The organism is Halomicrobium sp. HArcel3 (assembly GCF_058933135.1).
This window is the reverse complement of the sequence record NZ_JBZYDN010000002.1, coordinates 205,467-231,482: the sequence shown is the minus strand read 5'-3', so window position 1 is coordinate 231,482 and position 26,016 is coordinate 205,467. Positions and strand designations below refer to the sequence as shown.

26 protein-coding genes and 2 tRNA genes are annotated in these 26,016 nt (G+C 66.9%); 13 read left to right on the top strand and 15 right to left on the bottom strand.

What is annotated here, in order from left to right; all coding sequences use genetic code 11:
- The first annotated feature begins 148 nt into the window (after positions 1–148).
- Both AC5FRV_RS06940 and AC5FRV_RS06935 read left to right on the top strand, forming a co-directional pair.
- A complete protein-coding gene (locus AC5FRV_RS06940; protein ID WP_493560373.1) occupies positions 149–1,231 on the top strand; it encodes a glycosyltransferase in 1,083 nt (360 codons plus the stop codon).
- A complete protein-coding gene (locus AC5FRV_RS06935; RefSeq protein WP_493560372.1) occupies positions 1,224–2,621 on the top strand; it encodes a sulfatase family protein in 1,398 nt (465 codons plus the stop codon). The genes AC5FRV_RS06940 and AC5FRV_RS06935 overlap by 8 nt, the downstream gene beginning before the upstream one ends.
- A gap of 91 nt (positions 2,622–2,712) precedes the next feature.
- On the opposite strand, the gene AC5FRV_RS06930 is transcribed toward AC5FRV_RS06935, so the two are convergent.
- From AC5FRV_RS06930 to AC5FRV_RS06905, 6 genes are all read right to left on the bottom strand, one after another.
- Positions 2,713–4,251, bottom strand: a complete 1,539-nt coding sequence (locus AC5FRV_RS06930) for a flippase (protein WP_493560371.1) — start codon at positions 4,249–4,251, stop codon at positions 2,713–2,715.
- Between the two features lie 4 nt (positions 4,252–4,255).
- The gene (locus AC5FRV_RS06925) at positions 4,256–4,807 is read right to left on the bottom strand and encodes a class I SAM-dependent methyltransferase (protein ID WP_493560370.1); all 552 of its coding nucleotides are present in this window, start codon (positions 4,805–4,807) and stop codon (positions 4,256–4,258) included.
- The gene (locus tag AC5FRV_RS06920; protein WP_493560369.1) at positions 4,807–5,808 is read right to left on the bottom strand and encodes a glycosyltransferase family 4 protein; all 1,002 of its coding nucleotides are present in this window, start codon (positions 5,806–5,808) and stop codon (positions 4,807–4,809) included. The genes AC5FRV_RS06925 and AC5FRV_RS06920 overlap by 1 nt, the downstream gene beginning before the upstream one ends.
- A 1-nt stretch (position 5,809) precedes the next feature.
- The gene (locus tag AC5FRV_RS06915) at positions 5,810–6,724 is read right to left on the bottom strand and encodes a hypothetical protein (RefSeq protein ID WP_493560368.1); all 915 of its coding nucleotides are present in this window, start codon (positions 6,722–6,724) and stop codon (positions 5,810–5,812) included.
- Positions 6,725–6,916: 192 nt separating this feature from the next.
- Positions 6,917–7,930: an alkaline phosphatase family protein gene (locus tag AC5FRV_RS06910; protein ID WP_493560367.1), complete on the bottom strand. Its 1,014-nt coding sequence runs from the start codon at positions 7,928–7,930 to the stop codon at positions 6,917–6,919.
- A 99-nt stretch (positions 7,931–8,029) separates the two neighbouring features.
- Positions 8,030–8,479 carry a DUF7992 family protein gene (locus AC5FRV_RS06905; RefSeq protein WP_493560366.1) on the bottom strand — a complete coding sequence of 150 codons (450 nt, stop codon included), beginning with the start codon at positions 8,477–8,479 and terminating at the stop codon, positions 8,030–8,032.
- A gap of 101 nt (positions 8,480–8,580) precedes the next feature.
- Here AC5FRV_RS06905 and AC5FRV_RS06900 point away from each other — a divergent pair, with 101 nt between their 5' ends.
- Complete coding sequence (locus tag AC5FRV_RS06900; protein WP_493560365.1) at positions 8,581–8,895, top strand: amphi-Trp domain-containing protein; 315 nt, start codon at positions 8,581–8,583, stop codon at positions 8,893–8,895.
- Positions 8,896–8,941: 46 nt separating this feature from the next.
- On the opposite strand, the gene AC5FRV_RS06895 is transcribed toward AC5FRV_RS06900, so the two are convergent.
- The 4 genes from AC5FRV_RS06895 to AC5FRV_RS06880 form a co-directional block, all read right to left on the bottom strand.
- The gene (locus AC5FRV_RS06895; RefSeq protein WP_493560364.1) at positions 8,942–9,226 is read right to left on the bottom strand and encodes a type II toxin-antitoxin system RelE family toxin; all 285 of its coding nucleotides are present in this window, start codon (positions 9,224–9,226) and stop codon (positions 8,942–8,944) included.
- The gene (locus AC5FRV_RS06890) at positions 9,219–9,500 is read right to left on the bottom strand and encodes a ribbon-helix-helix domain-containing protein (protein ID WP_493560363.1); all 282 of its coding nucleotides are present in this window, start codon (positions 9,498–9,500) and stop codon (positions 9,219–9,221) included. The genes AC5FRV_RS06895 and AC5FRV_RS06890 overlap by 8 nt, the downstream gene beginning before the upstream one ends.
- 250 nt (positions 9,501–9,750) lie before the next feature.
- Positions 9,751–9,822, bottom strand: a tRNA-Thr gene (locus AC5FRV_RS06885).
- A gap of 71 nt (positions 9,823–9,893) precedes the next feature.
- Positions 9,894–10,598 (bottom strand): DUF7114 family protein, encoded by a 705-nt coding sequence (locus AC5FRV_RS06880; RefSeq protein ID WP_493560362.1) that lies wholly within the window; start codon positions 10,596–10,598, stop codon positions 9,894–9,896.
- Between the two features lie 61 nt (positions 10,599–10,659).
- Between AC5FRV_RS06880 and AC5FRV_RS06875 the strand changes: the two genes are divergently transcribed.
- Positions 10,660–11,346, top strand: coding sequence for an enoyl-CoA hydratase/isomerase family protein (locus tag AC5FRV_RS06875; protein WP_493560361.1), 687 nt, complete (start codon positions 10,660–10,662; stop codon positions 11,344–11,346).
- A gap of 69 nt (positions 11,347–11,415) precedes the next feature.
- Positions 11,416–12,123: a thioredoxin-like domain-containing protein gene (locus AC5FRV_RS06870; RefSeq protein WP_493560360.1), complete on the top strand. Its 708-nt coding sequence runs from the start codon at positions 11,416–11,418 to the stop codon at positions 12,121–12,123.
- A 612-nt stretch (positions 12,124–12,735) separates the two neighbouring features.
- Here AC5FRV_RS06870 and AC5FRV_RS06865 read toward each other — a convergent pair.
- Positions 12,736–13,569: an NAD+ synthase gene (locus tag AC5FRV_RS06865; protein WP_493560359.1), complete on the bottom strand. Its 834-nt coding sequence runs from the start codon at positions 13,567–13,569 to the stop codon at positions 12,736–12,738.
- Between the two features lie 118 nt (positions 13,570–13,687).
- On the opposite strand from AC5FRV_RS06865, the gene AC5FRV_RS06860 reads away from it, so the two are divergent.
- The 5 genes from AC5FRV_RS06860 (at position 13,688) to AC5FRV_RS06840 (ending at position 17,910) form a co-directional block, all read left to right on the top strand.
- A tRNA-Gly gene (locus AC5FRV_RS06860) sits at positions 13,688–13,758 on the top strand.
- 84 nt (positions 13,759–13,842) lie between these two features.
- Complete coding sequence (locus AC5FRV_RS06855; protein WP_493560358.1) at positions 13,843–14,856, top strand: hypothetical protein; 1,014 nt, start codon at positions 13,843–13,845, stop codon at positions 14,854–14,856.
- 236 nt (positions 14,857–15,092) lie between these two features.
- Positions 15,093–15,362 (top strand): DdfA family disk-determining factor, encoded by a 270-nt coding sequence (gene ddfA, locus AC5FRV_RS06850; RefSeq protein ID WP_493560357.1) that lies wholly within the window; start codon positions 15,093–15,095, stop codon positions 15,360–15,362.
- A gap of 93 nt (positions 15,363–15,455) precedes the next feature.
- Positions 15,456–17,540, top strand: a complete 2,085-nt coding sequence (locus AC5FRV_RS06845) for a bacterio-opsin activator domain-containing protein (RefSeq protein ID WP_493560356.1) — start codon at positions 15,456–15,458, stop codon at positions 17,538–17,540.
- A gap of 91 nt (positions 17,541–17,631) precedes the next feature.
- Positions 17,632–17,910, top strand: coding sequence for a DUF8007 family protein (locus tag AC5FRV_RS06840; RefSeq protein WP_493560355.1), 279 nt, complete (start codon positions 17,632–17,634; stop codon positions 17,908–17,910).
- 24 nt (positions 17,911–17,934) lie between these two features.
- Here the strand turns inward: AC5FRV_RS06840 and AC5FRV_RS06835 are convergent, their stop codons facing one another.
- Positions 17,935–19,329 (bottom strand): hemolysin family protein, encoded by a 1,395-nt coding sequence (locus AC5FRV_RS06835; protein WP_493560354.1) that lies wholly within the window; start codon positions 19,327–19,329, stop codon positions 17,935–17,937.
- Between the two features lie 95 nt (positions 19,330–19,424).
- Here AC5FRV_RS06835 and AC5FRV_RS06830 point away from each other — a divergent pair, with 95 nt between their 5' ends.
- Positions 19,425–19,721, top strand: a complete 297-nt coding sequence (locus AC5FRV_RS06830; protein WP_493560353.1) for a glutathione S-transferase N-terminal domain-containing protein — start codon at positions 19,425–19,427, stop codon at positions 19,719–19,721.
- The gene (locus AC5FRV_RS06825; protein ID WP_493560352.1) at positions 19,721–20,236 is read left to right on the top strand and encodes a redoxin domain-containing protein; all 516 of its coding nucleotides are present in this window, start codon (positions 19,721–19,723) and stop codon (positions 20,234–20,236) included. Before AC5FRV_RS06830 ends, AC5FRV_RS06825 begins: the two co-directional genes overlap by 1 nt.
- Before the next feature lie 639 nt (positions 20,237–20,875).
- Here AC5FRV_RS06825 and AC5FRV_RS06820 read toward each other — a convergent pair.
- The 3 genes from AC5FRV_RS06820 to AC5FRV_RS06810 all read right to left on the bottom strand — a co-directional run bounded on the left by AC5FRV_RS06820 (position 20,876) and on the right by AC5FRV_RS06810 (position 24,371).
- Complete coding sequence (locus AC5FRV_RS06820; protein WP_493560351.1) at positions 20,876–22,516, bottom strand: bacterio-opsin activator domain-containing protein; 1,641 nt, start codon at positions 22,514–22,516, stop codon at positions 20,876–20,878.
- Positions 22,506–22,973 (bottom strand): response regulator, encoded by a 468-nt coding sequence (locus AC5FRV_RS06815; RefSeq protein WP_493560350.1) that lies wholly within the window; start codon positions 22,971–22,973, stop codon positions 22,506–22,508. Before AC5FRV_RS06815 ends, AC5FRV_RS06820 begins: the two co-directional genes overlap by 11 nt.
- Before the next feature lie 258 nt (positions 22,974–23,231).
- Positions 23,232–24,371: a thiolase family protein gene (locus AC5FRV_RS06810; RefSeq protein ID WP_493560349.1), complete on the bottom strand. Its 1,140-nt coding sequence runs from the start codon at positions 24,369–24,371 to the stop codon at positions 23,232–23,234.
- A gap of 138 nt (positions 24,372–24,509) precedes the next feature.
- Here AC5FRV_RS06810 and AC5FRV_RS06805 point away from each other — a divergent pair, with 138 nt between their 5' ends.
- Complete coding sequence (locus AC5FRV_RS06805; protein ID WP_493560348.1) at positions 24,510–25,925, top strand: ATP-binding protein; 1,416 nt, start codon at positions 24,510–24,512, stop codon at positions 25,923–25,925.
- Positions 25,926–26,016 lie beyond the last annotated feature (91 nt).

Below are 26,016 nucleotides of genomic sequence, written 5' to 3'. Positions count from 1 at the left end.
GGGCGGAGAAGCGAGCACGAGCCTCGCAGGAGAGACGAAGCGGCCGTCGGCCGACTCGACGCCGATAAGCCGGTCTTACTGGAATCGAAGCCGGCGTCTCCTCGATACTCGGCCTATAACTTCGGTGGCGTCTGCCCATCACTGGGCCATGAAAGCCTCTGCGGGCGGGAGCGTCACCGAACCTCCCAGCCAGGAACCACCGTCGAGGGTCGAAGACCAGACGGTCTGGACCCGTCCCCCGCACGTCCTCTGGCTGACGCCGGACAAACCGGACAACATCAGCGTCGGCCGGAACCGGATCGCCGAGCGTCTCGACGCGGACGGCATCGAGGTGACCGTCCGGGGAACGACGCCGTCGACGATACTCGCCTCGTTCCGGGAGCGAGCGCAGTACGACGCGATCATCGGAACCACGCGCTCCGGTGCGATGGCCGGCGCGTTCCTGAGCGTACTCACTGGGACGCCCCTGGTCGTCGACCACGTCGACCCGATCCGCCAGCTAGAGGAGACCCATCCGCCGTGGCTCGTGGTCGCCGTTCGCTGGGTCGAGAACCTCGCGTTCTGGCTGTCCGAGCGCGTCCTCTTCGTCTACGAGGAAGAGGAATCCCGCGTCAACCGGTTCGCGGACGCGTCCTCGCCCACCGAACTCGGCGTCGATTACGAGCAGATAGCGAACCCGTCGCCGTTCACCGTCGAGGCAGCTCGCGACCGGATCGCCGACTACGACCTGCGCGAGAACGTCGCGATATACGTCGGCGGCCTGGAACCGATCTACCACGTCGAGTCGCTCCTCGACAGCGTCGACCACCTCGAGGACTGGAGCCTGCTCGTCCTGGGCACCGGGTCGCTCGCGGACGACGTCGAACGCGCCGCGGCGAGCAACGACGCCATCGTCTTCCCGGGAAGTGTCCCCCACGAGGAGATGCCCGGCTTCCTGCACCTCGCCGACGTCGGCGTGTGCCTCGTCGACGACCCGCGCACGCTGAAGGTACTCGAGTACGGTGCCGCGGGGCTCCCGACCGTCCATCTGCGTGGTCGGTCCCAGAGTCGGTTCGGCGGCCTGGTGGAGTACTGTGACACGAGTCCGGAGAGCATCGCCCGGGCGGTCCAGCGGGCGCACGAGCGTGACGGCGAGGCGCTCGGCGAGTTCGTTCGCGCCTACGACTGGGGCGACATCGGCGCACAGTATCGACGAGCGATCCTCTCGACGGTCTCTCGAATCAATGCGTGACATCGTCCTCGTCACGGTCGACTCGCTCCGCGCCGACCACGTCGGCTGGCAGGGGTACGACCGCGAGACGACGCCGAATCTCGACGAACTGGCGGCCGAGTCGCGCGTCTTCTCCCGCGCGTTCTCACACGCCTGCTCGACCCGGCCGTCGTTCCCGAGCATCCTGACGTCGTCGTACGCGCTGATGTACGGCGGGTTCGAGCGGCTCTCGGCCGACAGGACCACCCTCGCGGAAGCGCTCTCCCGTGGCGGCTACCGGACCGCCGGCTTCCACTCGAACCTCTACCTGTCGGCCGACTTCGGCTACGACAGGGGGTTCGACACGTTCTACGACTCCCGGACGGACCCGTCGGTGACGGCGAAGGCCAGGAACGCCGTCAAACGTAACCTCGACAGCGACGGGCTGGTCTATCGGACGCTCCAGGGGCTGTTCAACGCCACCGAGAAACGGACCGGCATCGAGGTCGGATCGCCGTACGTCGACGCCGCGGAGCTGACCGACCTCGCGCTCGAGTGGGTCCGGGACGAGGGCGGTGACGACGGTCCGCGGTTCCTGTGGGTCCACTACATGGACGTCCACCACCCCTACGTCCCGCCTGCCGACTACCAGCGGCGGTTCCGGGACGACCCAGTCTCCGACCGGGACGCCGTCCAGCTCCGGCGAAAGATGCTCGAAGCACCGGAGGACGTCACGGACGAAGAGCGACAGACTATCCTCGACCTCTACGACGCCGAGATAGCGTACGTCGACCGGGAAGTCGACCGGCTCCTCGAAGAAGTCAGGTCCGCCTGGAGCGACGATACCGTGGTCGCGTTCACGGCGGACCACGGCGAGGAGTTCGCGGACCACGGCGGGTTCAGTCACAGCGCGACGTTCTACGACGAGGTGCTCCACGTGCCGTTCCTGCTGGCGGACGGGACCAGCGGGGAGCCGGGCGAAAAGAGCGAGGAACCGGACGAGACGAGCGGCGAGTCCGACGACCTCGTCGGGCTCCTCGACCTCGCGCCGACGCTGGTCGACTGTGCGGGCCTCGCGCAACCTGACGCCTTCGAGGGGGAGAGCCTGCTGGACGACGAGCGGGACCGGTCAGAGGTGGTCGCGGAGTGGGCCGACACCGATCCGGCGTCCGAGGCCCGTCGATACGCGATACGGACCGAGGACTGGAAGTACGTCCGGATGGACGACGGCACGGAACGGCTGTTCGCCCTGCCGTCGGACCCGGGCGAGCGGAACAACGTCGTGGATACCATGCCAGCGGTGGCCGACGAGTTCCGCGCCCGGCTGCAGGACCACCGGGAACTGCTGGCCGAGACGAATCGGGACCTGGGCGACGTGCGGATGGAGGAGGACGTCGCCGAGCGGCTGCGCCTCCTGGGCTACCAGGAGTGACGACGACGCTCGTGGGAGCCGGGTCGCACCGCTCGTGGAACCCGTGTCGCACCGGGAGGGGCCGGATCGCGCCTGGAGGGTATCCGGGCGGTCACGGAACGATCTTCTCGGCGATCCGCTTGAGGGGACCCAGGTCGACGCCGAACCGCTCCTCGAAACTCCAGAGGAGCACGAGTTCCTCCTCCTCGATGCCGCCGAACCGGAGGACGATGAGCGCGTACAGCGAGACGAACGCGCCGAACCCGACGACGAGCAGCGGGAGCGTGACCGTGAAGAACGTCGTCGTGACCCAGTAGACGGCGCCGACGACCAGCAGGGCGATCAGGCTCGGCCGCACCATCCCGGCCGTGAACGGCTGGATGCCCGTCTCGCCGTAGAGCTGGTACGTGTACAGCGCGTTCAACAGCCCGTAGGAGACCGACGTCGCGACGGCCGCGCCGAGCAGCCCGTACTCCGGGATCAGCAGGAGGTTGAGGGTGACGTTCGTGACGGCCACGGCGATGTTGTCGTACATGATGAGCCGCGTGCGCCCGACGGAGGTCAGCGTGTTCCCGTTCGGGCCGACGACGGCGTGGGTGAAGAAGCCGACCGCCAGCACCGACAGGGCCAGCGCGCCCCCGTCGTACTCCGCACCGAACGTCACCCGAATGACCATCTCCGGGAAGAGCACCACGACGAGGAACACCGGCAGCGTGGCGAGCAGGATCCACTTCGCGGAGAGCTGGTAGGTCCGGCGCATCTCCCCGACGGCGTCCCCGGCGTCGAGCGACGAGATGACCGGCATCACCATGAACCCGAACGCCGACAGGACGACCGTGAGCAGCTGGGCGAGCGGATAGACGACGTTGTAGACGCCGACGACGGTGGTCGAGGCGAAGTAGCCCAGGAAGAACGTGTCGATGTGGGAGAGCACCTGAAGCATCGCAGCCGTGATCATCAGCGGCGCGGAGAACGCGACCAGTTCGCGGTGCATCGACGTGGCCGGCGCGTCCGCGAACAGGGGCGTGTAGCGGACCAGGTAGTACGCCCCGAGCAGGCCGGCGAAGACGTAGGCGACTCCGTAGGCCCACGCGGCCGCGACCGTCCCGAGGCCGTACAGCAGGACGACGGCGACCAGGAGAAAGCGGGAGACGGGGAGCGTGAGGTTCTGGATGAGCACCTTCGGGACCGACTGCTGCATCCCCTGGACGCCGCCGATCGCCATCCGGAAGACGACCGCGAACGGCAGGACGACGCTGAACACGCGGATCACCGGGGCGACGGCGGGGTCGTGGAAGACGCGAACGGCGATCAGGTCCGCCGAGAGGAAGAGGCCGACGCCGGCGAGGAGTCCGACCGGGAGCGCGATTTCCAGGGCGGACTTCAGGACCCCGCGGCGGTCTGCGGGGTCGTCGCGTCGCGGCAGGTACCGGCCGACCCCGCTGTCGAGGCCGACGAGCACGAATATCGACGTCGCCGTCATGAGCTTCAGCCCGATGGAGACGGCGCCGTAGTCGGTCGGGCCGAGATACCGCGCGATCAGGAGTTTCGCGACGAACGAGACGACGAGTTCGAGGACGACGCCGGCGAAGACGATGCCGGCCCCCTTGAAGATCTGTCGGATCCGGTCTCCCTGGATGGCCGTGCCCATCGGCTCACCTCCGTTTGCGCATCGTGAACTCCAGCACGCCCGTCACGTAGGGTAGTTTCACGAGTTCGATCAGCGAGGGGTTCCGCTTCGAAAGCTGCTTGAGCAGCCAGGAGGGCGGTCTCGCGTACCACTTGCCGGAGGTGCCGAACAGCCGGACGTTCCGGTGGACGACGGTCAACCCGGCGTCGGCCCCGACCTCGTAGGACAGTTCGTCGTCGGCGGTGTAGTACATCGGCGTCCGCCAGTACCACGTCGACCGGTGGGTGGGGTCATTCTTGGCGCTCCGGCTGTGGGCCAGCGGCACTTCGGCGTAGAACTCGCCGTCGTCCCGGAGCGCCTCGCCGACCTGGCGGAACACCGTCGGGAGGTCGTCGTGCGGGAGGTGTTCGAGGACGTGGTGGGCCTCGATGCGGTCGAACGACGCCCGCTCGAAGGGCCACTCTTCGGTGACGTCCGCGACGACGTCGACGCCCGGCACCGCGGCGACGTCGACGTTCACCCCGTCGGTCGCCGGGTTCTCGCCGCCGCCCAGTTCGAGGATCCGCTGGCTGGCCATCACTGGGAGCGGACGTCGTCGTAGACCTGCAGGTAGGTATTTGCGGTCCTCTCCCAGGAGAACGCCTCGGCGCGTTCCCGGCCGCGGTCCTCGAACCCGACCCGGTAGTCGTCGTCCTCGACGAGGCGGCCCAGCAGGGCGGCGTGTTCGGTCGCGTCCATCGGGTCGTCGACGTACGCCGCGGCGTCGCCACACACCTCCAGCGGTGAGCCGCGACGGGTCGTGACCACCGCCGTCCCGCAGGCCATCGCTTCGACGAAGGGTAGCCCGAAGCCCTCGTACAGCGTCGGCAGGTAGAGCGCCGAGGCGCGGTTGTAGTAGTCGATCAGGGTCTCCTCGGAGACGTACCCCGTGATCTCGGCGTTCGACGGGAGTTCGTGGGGGTAGTCGGACCACATCTTCCCGGGGAGAACGAACCGGACGTCGAACAGTTCAGCCATCGTCTCGACGATGGTGGGGACGTTCTTCCGCGGGTTCCGGTTGTTGACGACGACCAGCACGAACGGGTCGGCCGTGTCCGTCGGCGTGGTGTCCTCGAAGGCCTCGCTCCGGCCGAGCGGGATAACCTGCGTCCGGTCGGCCGGAACGCCGCCCCTGTTTACCGCGAGCTGCCTGGTGTACTCGGTGCTGAAACCGATCCGCTGGGGCCGACGGGACGTGAGCCTGAATATCGCCCGCATGAGCATGAAGATCCGGTGGTCGGGACGTTCCAGGAGGTCGCGGCGCGAGCGCCACCAGTGGTAGCCGCCGTGCTGGGTGACGACCATCGGTTTCGACGAGAGCCAGACGCCCACGTCCCGACGGCGGAAGGGGATGGTGTTGAGGTGGACGAGGTCCGCGTCCCGCCACTGGTCGACCTCGAAGGCGTGCTCGTCGTCGAGCACGTACCGCTTTATCTGCTCGATGCAGTACAGCCCGCTGCTCTTGCTGTCGTAGTGCGTGTCGAACCAGATGGCAGTCGGTTCCGCCAGCGTCGGCGTGGTCGCCGGTTCCTGGAGCATTCTACGTCACGTATCCGAGATCGGCCAGTCTGTCAGTCACGTCGGCCGTGACGTCGTGCTCGTCCATGGTGTCGCCCGCCGTGATCGCCTTCCGCGTCTCGTAGGGCAACGCGTCCCAGGGGACGCGGACGTTCCCGGGCGTGTAGATCGACTTCCGGTGGCCGTAGTCCCGGACGGGAAACGGCCAGACGCGTTCGCCGAGCATGTTGCCGTGGTCGGCAGTGAGGACCGACTTGCCCGTGAGGTCCAGGCCGAGTTCCTTCGCGACTGGATACACGACCCGGAGGTTGTCGGCGTACGCTTCGAGAACCGCCGATCGGTCGACGGTGCCGCGTTGCAGGGCGTCCCAGGGCGATTCGTCGACGTTCCAGAAACTCCCGGGGAGGTCGCTCCCGACGAACGGCTGGTGGGGTTGCATGAAGTGGACGATCAGTCGTTTGTCGGGATGGGCCGCCGCGACCTCCCGACTCCGCTCGGCGAGTACGTCCGGGAGGACGGTCCCCTCCTCGTCGTCCCAGCCATCCTCCCACACGTCGTACCTGGCGTGGAACTCGTTTTCCGTGATGGTCGAGACGTACGGGTTCGCGGTGACGTACACCGTCTCGGGGAACGACCGGCCCGCGAAGTTCTCCGTGACCCACTCGGGCGTCGAGGCGCCACGGGAACGGACGCTCTCGCAGTTCGGATTGACGACGTCCCGGTAGAGGTCGAACCGACACGCGTCGAGGACGAGGAGGTTGTCCCAGTCCTTCGCCATCACGTACTCGCCGGTGTTTCCCTCGACCCGGCGGAACCAGAGCCCGCCGGCGATCCGGTGGAGAAATCGACTCTTCCACCACGTTGGCGACGCGCCGTGTTCACGGACTTCGTCGAGGACGTACTGTACAGTGGTGTAGGCGTCTGCGATGTGGGACATCGATGAGTCAGCGGGGATCGAACGATCGGTGGAGATCCGAGCAGGGCAGTTGCGTCGGCGATACCGCGTCTGTCAGCATGTTAGCTTTCTGACTACTAATAGATTCGGGAGGGGCCCGGTCTCACCGGCGAGAGACCGACAGCGAGAGACCGGCGAGCCGCGGAAACCGCCGCCGACTCGTCGACGGGGGACCTACAGGTATCCCAGATCCCGCAACTGGGACGTCATCTGCTCCCGCTCCGCGTCCGTCTCCGGGGCCGTGTACGTCGGATCGCCCATGTAGCGGCCGCAGTACTCGACGAGCGCCGGGGTCACGTCGAGGTGCGTCTCGACGCCCCAGGGCCGCGTCCCGGCCCAGATGCCCGTCGTCTCGTCGTGGACGTGGATCCACTTCCCGCGAGGGTCGTGTTTCATCCCGTGGTCGCTAACCACGAGCACGTCGTCGGGGTCGATGGCGTCCACGAGCCGGTCGGACGTCTCGTCAATCGTCCGGTAGGCCCGCTCGATAACCTCCGCGTCGTCGGTGACGTGGAGCAGTCGGTCGAGGAGCGTGAAGACGACGAAGTGGAGCCTGAACTCCTCGCGGTCGACCAGTTCGAGTACGAGGTCCCGTTCGGCCTCGTGGGTCCGGAACAGGTCCTCGACGTAGCCGTCGCGGATCTCCCCTGCGTCGTCGAACTTCGACGGTTCGCCGTCGTAGCGCTCCCGGACCCACGCCTCGAGCGATTCCGGCTGGACACTCACCTCGGGGCTGGGGAAGCCGCTGACCGTGACGCCGTCGGTCTCTTTCGGCGGGTACGTAAGCGGCACGGCGAACGCCAGCGAGTCGGGGACGTAGTGCCAGACGCGCTTGTACGGGACGTCGTCGTTGGTGGGCTGACGACCGAGCACCTGCCGCCGCGCCCAGATCCGGGCCGGCCGGCCGAACAGGTTCCGCGGAATCAGCCGGTCGACCGACGAGAACAGGTCGAACCGACGCTCGTCCTCGATCAGCCCGCTGAGCATCGCGACCCCGTGTTCCCGGGTCGACAGCCCGGTCGTCAGCGTCGTCCAGGCGCTCCCGCTGTCGATCTCTCTCGACTGCCAGAACGGTTCCGGGAGCAACACGCCGCCGTGGTCCAGCCCGCCGTACCACTCGAGGTCGTACTCGTCGAGGTGGGACTCCGTCGCGCCATCCCAGCCGACGACGAGCACCTGCTTGTCCATGGTAGTTGTTAGTTCGCCGACATACAAGGGCTTTCGGTGCCCGGCGACAGACCCGGGCCGGGGTTCCAGCGGAAGGCCCGTCCACCGACCCGTCGACGCTCACTCCCAGTCGTAGCCGAACTCGTCGGCGTCGCGGTGGATGTAGTCGTTCTCCAGGGCCTCGCTCACGGTCCGGCCGAGTTCGTCCAGCGCCTCCTCGACGTCCCCGACGTCGGTCCGGTCGAGCGGGCCGTCGGCCCCCGCCAGGTCCGCCGGGATCGATGGCGCCCGGTACCCGACGTCCTCGGCGACGGGGTTCCAGTAGAGGTCGATAGCCTCGATTAGGCCGGCGTCGCGAACGACCCGGAACTGTTCCTCGGTCAGGTAGGTGTGTTCGGCCCACTCGGTGAAGGCCGCCTCCCACGCGCCCTGGTCCAGGAGCGCGGCGAGTTCTTCACGGCGGTAGTTACCGCCCGTCTCCTCGTCCAGTTCCTCGACCGCGTCGTAGTCGCCCGGGTCCTGGGGCCCGTGTAATGCTGGCGGGTCGGGGGGTTCGACGTCGAGTGGCATGTGTGCCTCTACGGCCGGCAACGGTATCAGAGTTGTCGCCGAAATGGATCGTAAGCGGGGGCGATTGGAGTTTTTTGTACCCAGGGACCGTAGGAAGAGTCGTGTCAGACCGAAGTCACGAGGCGGACGAGGAAGGCGAGCCCGAGAACGACGACGAGGAGTTCGAACTGGAGGGTGAAATGGACCGCGAACAGGGCGCGGCGGTCCTCCGTCGGCTCGCCGACGGCGTCGAGAGCGGCACCGTCGAACTCGACGACGAGGAGGAGCCGGTGACTGTTCCCGAGCGCTTCGAGGTGGAAGTCGAGTTCGAGGAGGAGAACGACGAACGCGAACTGGAGGTGGAGTTCGAGTGGTCGACGGACGACGGGAAGTCCGCGGCGGTGGGTGACGAGGAAGCAGGAGACGGCGGCGAATAGCGACGGAGCCGACGGAGAAGTCGGTTCCCGCTTTCGCCTCGATCACTCAATCGTCGTCGGCAGTGTACGCACCCCCACGACGCTTGATACGTGCGGCGACGAGCCGCTGATCGTCCTGCCGGAAGCTCACCGAGAGCCGGAACTCCCCGATACGTATCTTCTTGTACGGACTGTTCTGGAGCGGTTCCCCGTAGTCCGGGAGGTCGCGCCTCGGCGACGAGACGATTTCGTCGGGTTTGTCGAGTATCCTGTCCTGGTCGGCGGGTGACAGCCCGTCGAGATCGTCTTCAGCAGTCGATGAGAGTTCCCACGTCCACCCGTCGTCACTCATCGCTCGTGCCGAACCGTTCGCGGGCTTCCTCGGCGCTCGTCGTCCGCCCCTCGCGGATGTCCTCCTCGGCTTCGAGGAGAGCGACGAGTTCGTCGCGGTCGAACGTCGGGAACTCGACGGCGTCTCGAAGCGTGTACCGGATGAACTCGCTCCGACTGTTGAACCCGCGTCCCTGCCACGTGTCGTCTATCTGTTCGAGGAACGACTCGGTGAGTTTGAAGTTGACCGTGGCGATGTCGTCCTCGCCGTCGTCGTTCGTGGCCGCTTCAGACATATAGGCGTAATACGTCTGTCTTACCAATAGCCGTTTCGCCGGCGCTCATTTCCCGCGTACTCGCCGTCGATAGTCCATCGAGGAGACACCGCTAGCTATAGGACTTTCGGCAGTCAGCCCTCGGTGAGCACACTTTGCCGAAGTTGTGTCCCCGAGAGGACGCTCCCTGGCGGGTTTCGAGTCTATCAGGCTCCGCCTCCGACGCAGCAATCGCTCGGCGACGGAGCGCCTCGCAGAATAGCGTCGGAGAAGCCTAGGCCGGGATTTGAACCCGGGCTCTCGTCCTTACCAAGGACGCGCTTTACCGCTAAGCTACCCAGGCAGGCATCTCTTGGTTACCCTGATTCGTCTTTAGTCGTTTCGATTCGCGAGCGGGCACGCGAATCCCTCTCACTAGTGGTCGGCGGAGGTGCGGACCCCGTCGCTGGCCGGCGGCTCCGTCCCGGCGAGCGTGCCGAGCGTCTCCAAGACGTCGCTCTCGGCGACGCGCTCGACCGGCGGGAGGCCGTCGGCGGCGAGGTCGGTGGCGTACTCGCGCAGACGGGCCGGTGCGCGGCCGCCGGCGGCGGTCGTCCCGGCGACGACGGCGAGTTCGAGGACGTCGGCCTCCAGGTCGGTGTCGGGGGAGTCGTCGCCGGTCACGCGGCGGACGGTCTGGTCCGTGCCGAAGGCGCGGACGACGGCGACGGCGGCCTCGGCGGCCTCGGTCCGGGCGAGCAGGTAGAACCCCCGGGAGACGAGGATATCGGCGATGAGGATGTCCAGGTCGGCCTCGTCCCGCTGATTTGGCGAGCCGGGGCTCGACGAGTCAGCGTGGCCGTTCTCGGCCGGCCTGACGTCGGCGTCTGCCCAGGGGTCGTCACGAGCGAGCGTCCGCGTGAGCCTGAGGCCCTCGTAGATGAGCTGGACGCCGGCGGCGCGCTCGGAGAGGCGCTCGACGGACTCCTCGCGGACTGCGCGGGCACTGGCGAGTGTGAGAACACCCGGCGTCACCGACGCGGCGTCGAGACGGTCCTCGATCCGGGCGTGGAGGCGGTCGGGTTCGACGTCTTCGACCGCCGCCAGCGCGGCCCGGCGGACCGCCGCGGCTTCCTCCATTGATTCAGGGTTACGACGGGGAGGCCAAAGACCTTTGGAAACGCCGAGGGTCCACTCAATCGTGATTCACGCGGCCACAGACGGCGACGTCGCTGTGGTGACGCTCGACCGCCCACAGCGCCGCAACGCGCTCACCCGCGAGGGGCTGGCCGAGCTCGGAGCGGCCATCGAGGAGGCGTCGGCGCCCGTCCTCTATCTCCACGGCGCGGGCGCGGCGTTCTGCGCCGGCGCGGACCTGGACGTGGTCGACGCCCTGGACGAGCACGAGGGGGCAGCGTTCGCCGCCGAAGGGCAGGACGTCGCCCGCGCGCTCGCTACCTACGACGGGGCGACCGTCGCCGGAATCGACGGTGCGGCCCGCGGCGGTGGGGTGGAACTCGCCCTCGCCTGTGACGTCCGGGTCTGTACGCCCGAGGCGACCCTGGCCGAGAGCGGCGTCTCGCTGGGGCTGTTCGGCGCCTGGGGCGGGACGGCCCGCCTCCCCGACGTCGTCGGCCGCGGCGTCGCGGCAGACCTGGCGCTCTCCGGCCGCGTCCTCGACGCCGAGGAAGCGAGGGGAGTGGGCCTGGTCTCCCGCGTCGTGGACGACCCGCGGACAGTCGCCGACGAGATCGCCCGCAACGACGCCGATTCGGTCCGCGCCGTCGCCGAACTGCTCCGGAATCCGGCGGACCCCACGAGCCAGGAGGAACGCGAACGGCAGAGCTTCGCCGACCTGGTCGGCAGACGCTCTGACGAGGACGGGTAACTGGGCCTGTCGATTCGTATATCGTTGGAAGCGTAACAGTTGAATCCTTCTAGCGCCCACGGTGGACCAATGCCGGAGTGCGACTACTGCGACGCCGCGTTCGAAGACGAGGATTCCTACCTGGCTCACCTCCGGGACGCACACGAGGGAGAGCTCGGCTCGATCGACCAGCGGCGCGTCGACGACCTGGAGCGCGACGACGGGAGCGCGATTCCGACCGGTCCGGCCGTCCTCGGCCTCGTCCTGGTCGTGGGGCTGGGACTCGTCGCCTACCTGACGCTGTTCGCGGGGTCGGGCGGCGGCGGCGCCACCGACCTCCCGAACCGCGGCGACCAGGCGGTCATCTCGCAGGTCCAGAACGAACCGTCGTCCGGCAACAACCACGTCGAGCAGGGAACGGAAATCGACTACGAGCGGACGCCCCCGACCGGCGGCACCCACTACTTCGGCGTCGTGAACCCGGGCTTCTACGAGGAGCCCCAGCCCTACGGCCTGCTCGTCCACTCGCTCGAACACGGCCACATCGTCGTCTACTACGACCCCGACCAGCTAAGCCCCGAGGCCGAGGAGAACCTCCGGTCCTACGCCCAGACCTACACGGGCACCTGGCAGGGCTTCGTCGTCGTCCCCACCCCCGAGGACGACCCCGAATCGGCATACGTCCTGACGGCCTGGGAGAACCGCCTGACGATGGACGAGTACGACCCCGAGACCGTCCGCCAGTTCACTGGCGAGTTCATCGGCCGCGGCCCCGAGAACCCTGTTCGGCCGCGATAGGGTGTGAGTGGGTGTTTTGTGAGTTTTCGCCTGAAGAGAGGAGACCGCTAACAACCAGAAAGCCCTCGGCGCGCTGAACTCGTGCGGACCACCCTGCGCTCCTCACTCCGTTGCGGTGCTTGGGGGTCCGTGCTTCGTTCACCGCGCCTCGCCCTTTCATCCGCCAGGCAACCGCACCGCAGCCCTGCCCTGCCCCTGGTCGCGCGATGAAACGCGCTCCCGGCCGACCGCCGCGCGGTTGCTAAAGGAAGCGTGTCGCGCCGCCAGGCGCGACCGGGGAGGGTTGGGGAGATAATCGTGAGCGCGTGCCGAAGGCCGCGCGAGCAACGCTGTCCCTGGAGGAATGAAAGGGCGAGGCGGGCTCGCGCCAAAGGGCAGTCGCTCAGCGGGCACTACCCGAGCGGACGTGAGGGTATCCCGCTGAGCGGCCGCGAGCGCGCCGAGGGCTTTCGAGTTGTTTGTATCCTCAGTCACGTCACCAGTTCGAACGTCACCAAACGAGATCTCTACACACTGTACCGATCGTAGTCAGAAGATGCGAACGAAACCACATCGACGGTGGCACCACCAGACACAACCCTCAAAGACGCAAACTAGGAAGCCCGAAACCACTCAGTACAGCGGATCCGGCCCCGGGGGGACGTGGCGCTTGTGCGCGCTCTGGGTGTTGAGTTCGCGGACGCGTTCGACGGCGGCCTCGTCGACGCCGATCTCCGTCGCGGTCGCGGACTTGGAGACGCCGCCCTCGACGTGGAGCGCGAGGATGGAGTCGAGCGTCGGGTAGTCGAGGCCCATCTCCTCCTCGTCGGTCTGGCCGACCCACATCTCGGCGGAGGAGGTCTTCTCGGCCAGGTCGGCAGGGACGTCGACGTGTTTAGCCAGCTGACGGACCTGGGCCTTGTAGAGGTTGGCGATGGGGTGGCAGTCGACGGCGCCGTCGCCGTACTTCGTGAAGTAGCCCACCAGCGCCTCGCTCTTGTTGCCGGTGCCGAGCACGAGCGCGTTGCGGTGGTTGGCGGCGAGGTAGTTCAGCACGGCGCGCGTCCTGACCATGAGGTTGCCCTCCGCCATCGTGTCGCCCTCGGCGTCGGGGTAGGCCTCCAGAAAGGTGTCGACGATGGGCTCGATCCCGACGACGTCGTACTCGATGCCCAGCAGGTCGCTCGCGACGCGTTCGGCGTCGCTCATGTTCGCCTCCCGGTTGACCTCGCTGGGCATCACGAGGCCGTACACCGAATCGGCGCCCAGCGCCTCGACGGCGAGGTGCGCGACTAGCGTGCTGTCGATGCCGCCGGAGAGGCCGATGACCGCCCCGTCGGCCCCCGCCTCCGCGACCATGGACTCGATGAAATCGGTGATGTGCTCGCGGTGGGCCGCCAGTTCGTCCTCGGAGAGCGAGACATCCAGCGGCGACTCCGCCCGCCGGACAGTGGTGGACTCGGACATGGACGACTCTTGGCCGTCGAGCGACAAATAGCTCCCCGATGGCGCAACGTTTCCGGACGAACGGGCAGTTCGAGCGAAGCGCTACGTTCAAGTGACGCGCTCGCACAATTTGTGATGGGCGCCGTTGGTCCAGTGGTAGGACATAGCCTTCCCAAGGCTAGAGCCCGGGTTCAATTCCCGGACGGCGCATCTTCATTGACGGTTTTATACCAATATTGGCAGAGTATATAGCGGCGAAACCCTTTCTACAACATCTCACATCTTTTGGATAGCATGACTACACCTGATGGTAAACAAAAAGAAGGTATTGGGTGGTTTCTTGGTGAATATTATTCCCAATTTGCCATAATGGGTATATTTGGGACCATTACAGTATTTCTCAATAATCAGTGGCCGGGAAGTACAGAAAGTTTAGCTGCCCGTCTTGCTACTGTATCTAGCTTGGTTATTTTCGCAATAGCAGCTTTTTGGATCGCTGGACAGTCTTTTTCTAGAATCTCTTCAGAGGGAGGGCTTCCAACAGTCTCCGATATTGGCTATATTTTGGTTGCTCTCTGTACTACTATTCTTGGAATCGCTGTAATTACTGCCACTAGCCTGTTTTCGCAGGCGTTACAAGTGATGGGGGAACTCGCCTTTAGTGTATTTTTGATGCTTGTCTATACACGCTTCACTCCGATTGTAGATTATATCCAGAACGATTCTGATTATGAGAATGTGGACGTTTCTGGAGCAATATTTGTAGGCGCTCTTGGTCTCTTTTGGTTCTTACCTCAATATAGCACCTTTGTTCTCAACAAAGCTGCAAACCTAACTGGCGCCCAGGGATTGATCATCGCACCACTTGTGCTTGTAGCTATCCCGGCTCACTATGCGTTCACGGAGGCGTTCATTGGCGCTTCATTAGTAGTCCAAGAACTTGAGGATGACATTGAGGATTTTCGTTCTTCCATTGTTGGTCCATGGCCGATCTCGGTATCAGTTGCTGCGGTGGTTCTAACGCTGGCATCCATAACTATGTATACAAAGATAGTCGCTCAGGAAACCATTGGACCCAATCTCGGTTTTTATCGAATCTGGGGAATGCCATCCACTCAATTTTCATTCCTCCATTGGGTTGCTGTGTTGACAATCTTCCTTATTATTGGGGTACTGCACAAGGAAAATAAGCTAGACGAAACAAATCTACGGATTGTCGGACAACTTACTACTGTGCTTGTTCTGATTGTCACGTTCGCAGATGTTCTGTTCATAATTCCGTCAGGCGTTCACGTTCTGACTTGGTAAATCATCTATCGCAACCTTTTGCGCAGATGATCTCGTGAGCCGCGAGCCATTTTGCTGCGAGCAATCTGCGAGCAGCCAAAGCAGTTTCCTGCCGAGATACGCCCTCGACGACCACTACGCCGGAATCACCGTCGCAGGTCGCCCCCGCGACCCCTATCAGAATAGCCCCCGAAATCGGCCTGCCACTACAGGGATAGCCACTGGAGAAATGGGGGTCGATAGTGTACGAACAGAACATGTCTACGACAATGGGTGCGGTCGAGACGGCGAGTGCGGAGTCAGCGAGTCAGGCCGTCGTCGCCGCCGTCGCGGCGGAGACCGGTGCGGACCCGATGACGCTCGAACCGCTGTACGGCGTCCTCGACCCGGACGCGCTGGACGCGCTGGTAGCGGGCGACGAGTCGGCGACCACCGCGCCGCCCGTCCGCGTCGAGTTCACCTACGCGGGCTGTGCGGTGTCGGTGACCGGCGACGGCGCCGTCGACGTCACCGAACTCGACCGCTGAGGGGTCCATCGCGATCGGGCAGGCGGGCTGTCGGGGGCACCTGTTCGCCGAGCGACAGTATCTTATATTTGCTGATGCACTAACCTGTTAGGTATGGCCGAGGGACCAACAGTCGTCGTGACGGGTGCCGACGAGAAGGCAGTCGCCCGGACCGCGAGCACGCTCCGGAAGCTCACGGACTCGTTCGCTGTCGCGACGGCACCGGAATTCGGGGAGTCGGCGGACGGCTACTGCCTGGTCGCCGACGGGACGGAGGAGACCGTCCTCGAACGCATCCGCGAGCGACACCCGGAGGTTCCGGTCGTCCTGTTCGGCGACAGCGACGAGCGGTCCGTCGAGGCGGTGCTGGCCGACGGCGCGGCCGACTACGTCCAGCGGAGCGGCGACGAACGCTACGCCGTCCTCGCACACCGGATCGAACGGGTACTCCGGGAGGCCGAGGGCGGGAACGCAGCTATCGAGCGTGCCGGTGACGGAGCCCCCACGAGCGTCGCGCAGAGCCCGGAGACCATCACGCAGCTCCAGGCCATCTCGCGGGACCTGATGCAGGCGCCCAGCCGCGAGTCCATCGCCGCCGTCGTGACGCGGGCCGTCGAGACGGTGCTGGACTACGACATGAGCGTCGTCCGGCTGTACGACCCCGAGGAGGGGGTGCTCGAACCCGTCGCCGCCAGCGAGAACGCCGTCGAGCGGATGGGCGAGCGGCCGACGTACAGCCTCGACGAGGGACTGCCGGGGAAGGTGTTCGCCTCCGGCGAGCCGGCGGTGTACGACGACGTGAAGGCCCTCGAGGACGACTTCGACCGCGACCCCGTCCGGGGAGCGATGTTCTTCCCCATCGGCGTCCACGGAACGTTGAGCATCGGCGCGACGACGCCCGGCGCGTTCGACGAAGTGGACCGGACGATGGCGGCGCTGCTGGCCACCAACGCAGCGGCGGCGTGCAACCGGGCCCGCCGGGAACGAGAGGTCCGCGAGGCGCGCCACCGCATCGCCACCATCCTCGACCGCATCGAGGGGCTCGTCCAGGACACCGTGGAGGTGCTCGTCGAGGCCCACACGCGCGAGGAAGTCGAACTCGGCGTCTGCAGCCAGCTCGCGGCGGCGGACCCGTACGTCTTCGCCTGGCTGGCCCGCCCGGACGTCCGCGGCGAGGCGCTGGTCGCCCACGAGTGGACCGGGGAGACGAACCTCTACGTCGCCGACGAGAGCGTGCCGATGGACGGCGACTCGCCGGGCGCGGCCGCCTATCAGACGGGTGAGTCGCAGGTCGTCGACGTGCGCGCGCTGGCCGAGGCGGAGTCGGGCTGGCTCCGGACCGCCCACGAGGCCGGCGTCGAGTCGGTGATGGCCATCCCGCTCGAGTACACCGACGCCAGTTACGGCGTCCTCTACGTCTGTGCGGGCCGGGAGGACGCCTTCGACGGTCGCGAGCAGGTCGTCCTGGAGTCGCTCGGCCGCGCGGTCGCCAACACCATCAACGCCTTCGAGAGCGGGCGCATCCTCTCGGCCGACCGGGTGATCGAACTGGAGTTCGCCGTCGAGGACCACGACCTGCTGTTCTCCCGGCTCTCCGCCACGACGGGCGCCCTGATCAGTTCTACCGGGACCGTCACCCAGGAGGACGGCTCGCTGCGCATCTACTTCACAACTACCGGGGCCCGCAGCGACGACGTCATGGACGCGCTCCAGGACGACGGGGCGGTCACGGCCGCCAGTCGCGTCGCCGAGTACGAGGGCGAGGCGCTGTTCGACGTGACCGTGGACGGGTCGCTCGTCGAGACGCTCGTCGACCTGGGGGCCGTCCCCAAGCGCATCGAGAGCGAACACGGCGTCGTCCGCTACGCCATCGAACTCCCCTACGAGGCCGAGGCCCGCGACGTGTTCGGCCTCGTCGACGAGCGCTACGACAACACCGACCTCGTGGGCTACCACGAGCACGAGCGGCCGGTCCACACCCAGCAGGAGTTCCGCGCCGCGCTGTTCGACCGGTTCACCGACCGCCAGGAGACGGCGCTCCGGACGGCCTTCCTCGGCGGCTTCTTCGACTGGCCCCGGGAGGTGGACGGCGACGAACTCGCCGAGGGAATGGACATCTCCCGGCCGACCTACCACCAGCACCTGCGGGCCGCCCAGCAGAAGGTGTTCCAGGAGCTGTTCGACCCCGAGGGGCGGTAGCGAAGACGGAACCGGGCGTCACCAGCGACGGCGAGCTGGCCTAACCGATCCCGCGACAACAATTAACACGCTTCGGCCCCAACCACCGGACGTGAACGGGAAGCGAACGGAGGCCTGCGGCCGGTGCTCGATGAGCACCGTCGTGGACCTGGCCGCCGACGGTGACACGAAGCAAGGGGGCGACAGTCAGGGAGACGCCGGTAGCGACGGCGCTGACAGAGCGGGCGACGGCGCCGCCACCGATCCGTTCGCCGGCGGCCACATCGAGGTCGACGAGTCCGCGGTGCGCGCCGTCTCGCCGTCGGCGTGGCTCGGCGGGGTGAAACGGCGGATCGACGACGCAGTAGTGCGGCTCACCTACCACAGGTAGCGGAAAACTGGACCCGATTCCCCGTCACTCCGGCGACGCTTCGGCGTCGGCCTCGGGTTCCTCCTCGACCCCGTCGGGTTCGAGGCGGCGCAGGCGGGCCTTCATGATGCGGGTGTTCTCGACGCGCTCGACGCGGATCTCGACGCCGTCGTACTCGATGGTCTCGCCGGCCTCGACGAGGCGGCCGGCGCGGTTGAAGATGAAGCCGGCGATGGTCTCGAACTCCTCGCCCTCGGGGAGGTCGATCCCCAGGGCCTCGTTGACCTCCTCGATGTTGACTTCGCCCTTGACCACGGCGACGTCCTCGGAGACGAACTCGATGGGGACCTCCTCTTCCCCCTCGAGGATCTCGCCGACGATCTCCTCGGTCAGGTCCTCCATCGTCACGAGTCCCTCGGCGGTGCCGAACTCGTCGATGACGATGACCATGTGCAGGCGTTCGCTGCGCATCTCGGTCAGCAGGTCGTCGACGTTCTTCGACTCGGGGACGTGCAGCGTCGGTTCGATGAGGTCCTCCAGGTCGACGTCGCGGTCGGCCTCGCCGTAGGTGCGGTCGCGGACCAGGTCGAGAATGTGGACGATCCCGATGACGTTGTCCAGGCTGCCCTCGTAGACGGGCAGGCGGGCGTGGCCGCCGTTGATGCACTCCTCGATGGCCTCGTCGACGGAGGCCTCGGTGGAGATGGCGTCCATGTCCAGGCGCGGGGTCATCACCTCCTTGGCGATGGTGTTGTTGAACCGCAGGGTGCGCTGGAGCATCTCGCGTTCCTCCTCGTCCAGCACGCCCTCGCGCTCGCCGGTCTCGATGATGTCCTGTATCTCCTCACGCGTGACGTAGGAGGTCTCGATGGCGGCGCGGCCGCCGGTGATCCGGTTGACCTGGCGGGTGAGGTAGTCGAAGAGGACGATGAGCGGAAGCAGGACGGTCTCGGCGAGTTTCAGCGGCCTCGCGATGCGGAGCGCCCACGACTCGGTGTTCTCGACGGCGTAGGACTTGGGGGCGCTCTCGCCGAACAGCAACACCACGGCGGTGATGCCGAACGTCGAGATGGCGACGGCCAGTCCCTGGTTACCGAGCAGGTACGCCAGCAGCCCCGTCGCGATGGAGGACATGGCGATGTTGACGAGGTTGTTGCCCACCAGGATGGTCACCAGCAGGCGGTGCGGGTCGGACTTGAGCCGTTCGAGCGTCCTCGCACCGGGCTTGCCGTCTTCGACGAGCGCCTCCAGGCGGTGGGACGGCAGGGAGAACATGGCGATCTCCGAGGAGGAGAAGAAAGCAGAGAGGCCGATGAGAACCACGATGACGGCGGTCCCACCGGCGATGACGGCACTATCCGGGATCGGAACGCCGCCGACCTGCAGGGCCAGCGGCGATGCAAACAGCGACTCGCCTCGCAAAGGGGGGTCCAGAGCCATCGACGTGTGGACTAACGCGCCATGTGGATTAAGGTTTGTCATGGAATAGCCCGGAAGCGGTGGGCTTACCGGGCTCACTCTCCAAGGGCGACCGTATGAGTGACCAGCCGATCACGTTCTACCGGTTGCAGGCCTGCCCCTTCTGCGAGCGCGTCACCCGGACGCTCCAGGAGCTGGGCGTCGACTACCGGTCGCGCTTCGTCGAACCGCTGCACTCCGAGCGCGACGTCGTCAAGCGCCTCTCGGGCAAGCGGACGGTACCCGCCATCGTCGACGAGAACACCGGCGTCACGATGAGCGAGAGCGCCAACATCGTCGACTACCTCCAGCGGACGTACGGTACCAACGGCGACGAGCAAACCGGAGGAATGCGAACGGGAGGTGACGCCTGATGGACCTGGACTTCGACGTCGTCGATCTGGGGGCCGCCGACCACCCCGAGGAAGGCGACCAGGCACCGGAGTTCACCCGCCCGCTCGTCACCGACGAGTACTGGGAGGACGTCGCCCTCTCGGACCTCGTCGAACGCGAGGACGGCCCGACGGTCCTCGTCTTCCACCCGATGGACGGCGCCTTCCCCGCGACCTACGTCTGGAAGGAAATCGTCGACCGGGAGTGGCACCGGGACGCCACCGTCGTCGGCCTGTCCATCTCGACCCCCTACGCCCACAAGGACCTGATCGAGGAGCGCGGGCTCGGTGACGACTACGCCCTGTACTCCGACCCCGCCGCGGCGGTGGCCGAGGAGTACGACATCACCCACGAACTCGACGGGATGGCCGGCGTCGTCGAACCCCGGCCGGCAGTCTTCGTGCTCGATTCGGAGCGGACTGTCGAGTACGCCTGGGTCGCCACCGAGTGGCCGGACTTCCCAGACTACGACGACGTCGAGGCGCAACTGGAGTGAGGACCGGTCCAGTGTGATCGGTACGGTTCGACGACCTGTCGATCTGGGAGCGTCGTCGCTGTGAGAACGAAGCCAAACAACTCGAAATCCCTCGGCGCGCTCTCTGGAGTCGGAATCGGGACCGCCAACAACACCCAGAAAGCCCTCGGCGCGCTGAACTCGCGCGAACCCACTGCGCTCCTCGCTCCGCTGCGGTGCTTGTGGGTTCGTGCTTCGTTCACCGCACCTCGCCCTTTCAGTCCGCCAGGTCCAGCCTCGCTCGCGCCACGGAGGCGCTCGCGATTGGAACCACCACTCCTCCCCGAATTCGCGGCGTCCGCCGCGAATCACGCTTCCTGACCGCTCGGCAACCGCCCGGCCGGGAGGCCGTCTCGTCGGCCGACCAGGGGGAGGGCAGGGGCGGTGCTGGCCTGGGGTCCTGCCGAGCGTAGCGAGGCAGGGCTCGTCAGAGCTTGCTCTGACGGTGGACTGAAAGGGCGAGGCGGGGTCCGGGAACCCGGGCGCAGTAAGCACCGACCGTAGGGAGGCGCGCAGCAAGCCCCGGGACCGGAGCGCGCCGAGGGCTTTCTGGGTGTTAGCGGTGCCGTTTCTTCCAATGAAAGCCCATAGAACTACCCGCACAGTACACCAGAGAACAGGTCACTCGTCCTCGAACATCAGACTGAACACTTCCTTCTCGGCGGCCCGGAGGTGCTGGTGGAACGTCGGCGGCGAGATGCCCAGGCGGTCGGCGATCTCCTCGCCGTTGGTCTTCCGGGGCCACTCGAAGTGGCCGGCAAGGTAGGCCGTCTCCAGGGCGGTGCGCTGCTTGTCGGTGAGCCGGTCCTCGAAGGCGAGGCTGCGGGCGGTGGTGTCGTCCCGGTGCTGGCCCGTCCGCTGGGCCAGTAGCGACGCGCCAGGGCAGTGGTCGGTGACGATGTCGATAAGGGGCCGGGTGTCGCGGCCGCCCGGGACCTCGGTGACGAAACGGAACTCCCCGTCGACGACGGTGGCGGAGTCGACGTTGCCGCCGTGGGTTGCGAGCGCGTCGAACAGTGCCATGGCCGCGTCGGTGACGAGCTCGACCTCGAACTCCTCGGCGTCACCGCCCAGGATCCGCGCGTCGTCGAGGACGGCCGAGCGGTCGACCGCCTCGCGGAACCGCTCGCGGGAGAGGCCGTCGACGTGGGCGTAGGCGAGCACCGCCTCGTCGTTCTGGATGAGGTTGTCGATCTCGACGGTACAGCCGTGCTGGGCGGTCACGGCGGTTAGTTCCTCGGCGAAGTCGTCGACCCGGAACTCGAGTTCCGTGACGGCGTCGCTCACCAGCGCCTCCTTGCGCTCGATGGCGGCGATGGCGTGGCCGATGACGTTGCCGAGCCGGGCCAGGATCTCCGCCTCCGGGTCGGAGAAGGCGTTCGGCGACGACGCGTAGACGTTCAACACGCCGTAGAGGACGTCCCCGTAGAGTATCGGGATCGCGGCCGATGACTGGTAGCCGCGTTCGAGCGCGTCCTCGCGCCACGGTTCGTAGGCCGGGTCCGTCCGGATGTTCTGCATGACCTGGACCGCCCCGGTCTGGACCGCCCGTCCGGTCGGCCCCTTCTCGGCGTCGTCGCTGGCCGTGATCGAGACGCCGTCGAGGTAGCCCTCCTCGAGGCCCGCCGATGCCCGGGGGGTGACGTCGCCGACCGCACCGCTCACGTCGCCGATCCACGCGAAGCGGTAGGCGTCGGAGTCGACGAGTCGGTCACACACCGCCCGCTCCAGTTCCTCCTGGGTCGAGGTCGTGATGACGGCGTGGGTGACGTCCTGGGCGATCCGGTTGAGGCGGTTGAGCGCCTCCAGTTGCTCGCGGCGGCGGGCCTGTTCCCGGTCCTGTCGGTTCCGTTCGAGCGCGTGGTGGATCGAGCGGACCAGCAGGTCGCTCGTGACGTTGTCCTTGACGAGGTAGTCCTGTGCGCCCCGCTCGATCGCCTGGATACCCACCTCGCGGTCGTCGAGGCCGGTGAGGACGATCACCGGGAGCATACCCGTCTCGTCGACGACCGTGGCGAGCGTGTCGAGACCGGTGCTGTCGGGCAGGTTCAGGTCCAGCAACACGACGTCGGCGTCGCCCGCCGCGAGCGCGTCCAGGCCGTCGTCGAGGCGCTGTTCGTGGGCGAACGAGAGGGCGTCGCCGGAATTACCGGCGTCGGTGCGGCGGGGCAGTTCGGCCGTCTCCCGCAGCATCTCCTCGAACAGACGGGCGTCGCCGGGGTTGTCCTCGATCAGGAGGACGCTGAGCGGGTCACTCGACATCGTCACGCTCCATGGGCGGGAGCCGGACGACGGAGAGCCAGAACTCCTGGAACGACCGGACGATCTCGATGAACTCCGTCGGGTCGACCGGCTTGGTCAGGTAGGCGTTGGCCTGCAACTCGTAGGACTGGACGACGTCCTCTTCGGCCTCCGAGCTCGTCAGGACGATGACCGGGATGCGGGAGAGCACGGGGTCGTCGTCGATCTCCGCGAGCACCTCGTCGCCGTTCTTCCGCGGGAGGTTGAGGTCGAGCAGGACGATGTCCGGCCGCGGCGCGTCGACGTGGTCGCCGCGCTGGTGGAGGAACTCCAGGGCCTCGACGCCGTCCGTCGCGACGTGGAGGTTGTTGGCGATCTGCCCCTCCTCGAACGCCTCCCGCGTGAGGCGAACGTCGCCTGGGTTGTCCTCGACGAGCAGGATGTCCGCGGGATCGCTCGGGCCGGGCGAGTCACTCATTCGTCATCCCCTCCGAGTGGGGCGTGAATGAAAACGTCGATCCGGCGTGGTCCCTCGATTTTCCCCGCCGCATCCGATGGCGGCCCCCCGACCGGGCCGGACGGTGGCGAGACCCGGGATGCGACGTCCGTGGACGGACCGAACTCATTCTGTGAACGATGGAGCGGTGCGCCCGTAAAGCCTCGTATCGGGAGGGGCGCGAGCGGAACGCGAGCGGCATCTCACCCCGCTCACTCACTCCGTTCGGCGGAGACTCGACTACCGCACGTGGAACTCGATGGCCATCCCTTGACCGAAGCCGACGCACTCCGTCGCCAGCCCGAGGTCGTCGCCGCGGCGGCGCATCTCGTGGATCAGCGTGACCGGCAGCCGGGCGCCCGTCGCGCCGAGGGGGTGGCCGATGGCGATGGCGCCGCCGTTGACGTTGAACTGGTCGTCGTCGAAGCCGAGTTCGCGCTGGCAGTACAGACACTGGCTGGCGAAGGCCTCGTTCAGTTCGACCAGGTCGTAGTCGTCGAGGTCGCGGCCGGTGCGCTCGGCGAGGTTCCGGACCGCCGGGACCGGGCCGACGCCCATGATCGTCGGGTCGACGCCGGCGACTTCGTGGTCCCCGACTTCGGCCAGGACGTCGAGGTCGTGGTCGTCCGCGAACGCGCGGGAGGTGACCATGAGCGCGGCGGCGCCGTCGGTCATCTGCGAGGCGTTGCCGGGCGTCACTGTCCCGTCGCCCTTGAACACGGTCGGGAGCCCCGCGAGCTGCTCCAGGCTGGTGTCGCGGCGGATCCCCTCGTCGACCTCGACGGCGCCCTCCTCGGTGTCGATCGGCACGATCTCCTCGGCGAAGCGGCCGTCGTCGGTGGCCGCCGCCGCGCGCTCGTGGCTCCGGAGGGCGTACTCGTCCTGTGCCTCGCGGGAGACGTCGAACTTCTCGGCGACCTTCTCGGCGGTCATGCCCATCTGGAGGTCGCCGACGTTGTACAGTTCGGCGATGCGAGGGTGGACGGTGTGCATATTCTCGCCGAGTTCGACGCGGGACATCGACTCGACGCCGCCGGCCACGACGCAATCGCGCTGGCCGGCGGTGATGGCGTCGGCCGCCGACGCGATGGCCTGGGCCGAGGAGGCACACCAGCGGTTGATCGTCGTCCCGGGCACCGACTCGCCCAGCTCCGAGAGGAGTGCGACGACGCGAGCCATGTTGTTGCCCTGCTCGCCGCGCTGCTGTGCACAGCCCCACATCAGGTCGTCGACGGCCTCGCTCTCGACGCCGGTGTCGGCGAGTATCTCGTTTACCAGTGGCACGGAGAGGTCTTCGCTCCGGACGTCGGCGAAGACGCCGTCTGCCTTGCCCAGCGGGGTCCGCTTCGCGGCGACGACGACGGGAGTCTGGTCTGACATACCTCCGGCTAGGAACCCGGTCGTGTTAAGCCCTGACAAACGGCGAGTGCGGTGTTCGGCGTTGATCCGTGAGTACCAGCGCGGGGGCACGTTCCGTTTCGAGTCACTTATCCCACCGCCCGGCGAACTTGGGTGGGAATGAGTGACCCCGACGTCGACGTCGTCGAATTCATGCTGACGACGAAGCTGTTCAACGACCGTCGCGACCTGGATCCGGACGACCTCCCGCCGGCATATCGGGCGCCGTTCTGGAGCGACGCGACCATCGAACGACCGCTGACGGCCGACCAGGGCGCCATCGCCGAGGCGACCGACGTCGAGCGGCCCTGGGAGGCCATCTCCAGCCTGATGTTCACCGACCGCGACGAGTTCGCCGGGACCGTCGAGTTCACCGACCGCGACATGGCCGCGGAGTGGTTCCGCAAGCGCGTCGACGCCGACCACGTGAACGAGAACCCGGTGCTCGCCGCCGAGTGGGAGGACCAGATCGACGGCGTCGACTACGAACTGGCCCGCGAGCAAAATCGCCCCGCGCGGGCCGACCGCGCGTTCATCGACGCGCTGCTCGACGACGCCTTCGGGAACGACGACGAGGACGAGGAGGACGGCGACAACATGCTCGACCTCGTCGACATCCGCGCCCCCGAGGAGGTCCAGATGACGATGGACCAGCTCGTCCTCACGCCGGACCAGGAAGGCGAGATCGAGAAGATCGTCAAGGCCATCGAGCACCGCGACTACCTCGCCCGCATCGGTCTGCGCGAGATCGGGAAGCTCCTGTTCGTCGGCCCGCCGGGCACCGGGAAGACCAGCGTCGCGCGAGCGCTGGCCCACGACCTCCAGCTCCCCTTCGTCGAGGTCAAGCTCTCGATGATCACCTCCCAGTACCTCGGCGAGACCGCCAAGAACGTCGAGAAGACCTTCGAGGTCGCGAAGCGACTCGCCCCCTGTATCCTCTTCATGGACGAGTTCGACTTCGTCGCCAAGACGCGCTCCTCCGACGAGCACGCCGCCATCAAGCGCGCCGTCAACACGCTCCTAAAGAGCATCGACGAGGTCTCGCTCATCGAGGACGAGGTGCTGCTCATCGGCGCGACCAACCACCCCGACCAGCTCGACGCCGCCGTCTGGCGCCGCTTCGACGAGATCGTCAACTTCCCCAAGCCGGACTACGGGATGCGCTCGGACATCCTGCGCGTGGTCACCCAGCAGATGGACATCGACGAGTTCGACCCGGACGAACTGGCCGACATCACCGAGGGACTCACCGGGAGCGACCTCCGGCTCGTCCTCCGCGAGGCCGTCCTGGAGGCGCTCACCGAGGAGCGGACGACGCTCACCCAGCAGGACCTGCGCGAGGCCGTCACCGACTTCGAGGAGCGTGACAACCTCAAGAACCTGGACATGATCGAGGGCGACCACGACGCCCTCGTCGCGGGCGGCGACATCTCTGGTGCCGGCGACGGCGACGCCGAGGCCGCCTCCGACGGTGGCCACGATCACGACCACGACCACGCCGACCACGACCACGACCACGACCACGCGGACGACTGAGCCGCGACGGGTTTCCCGGGACGGCGGTGGTCGTCTCCGGCGTCCCGTGCGACCGGCTTCAGGAGGTGGCGACGAACGCAATCGGCGCCGC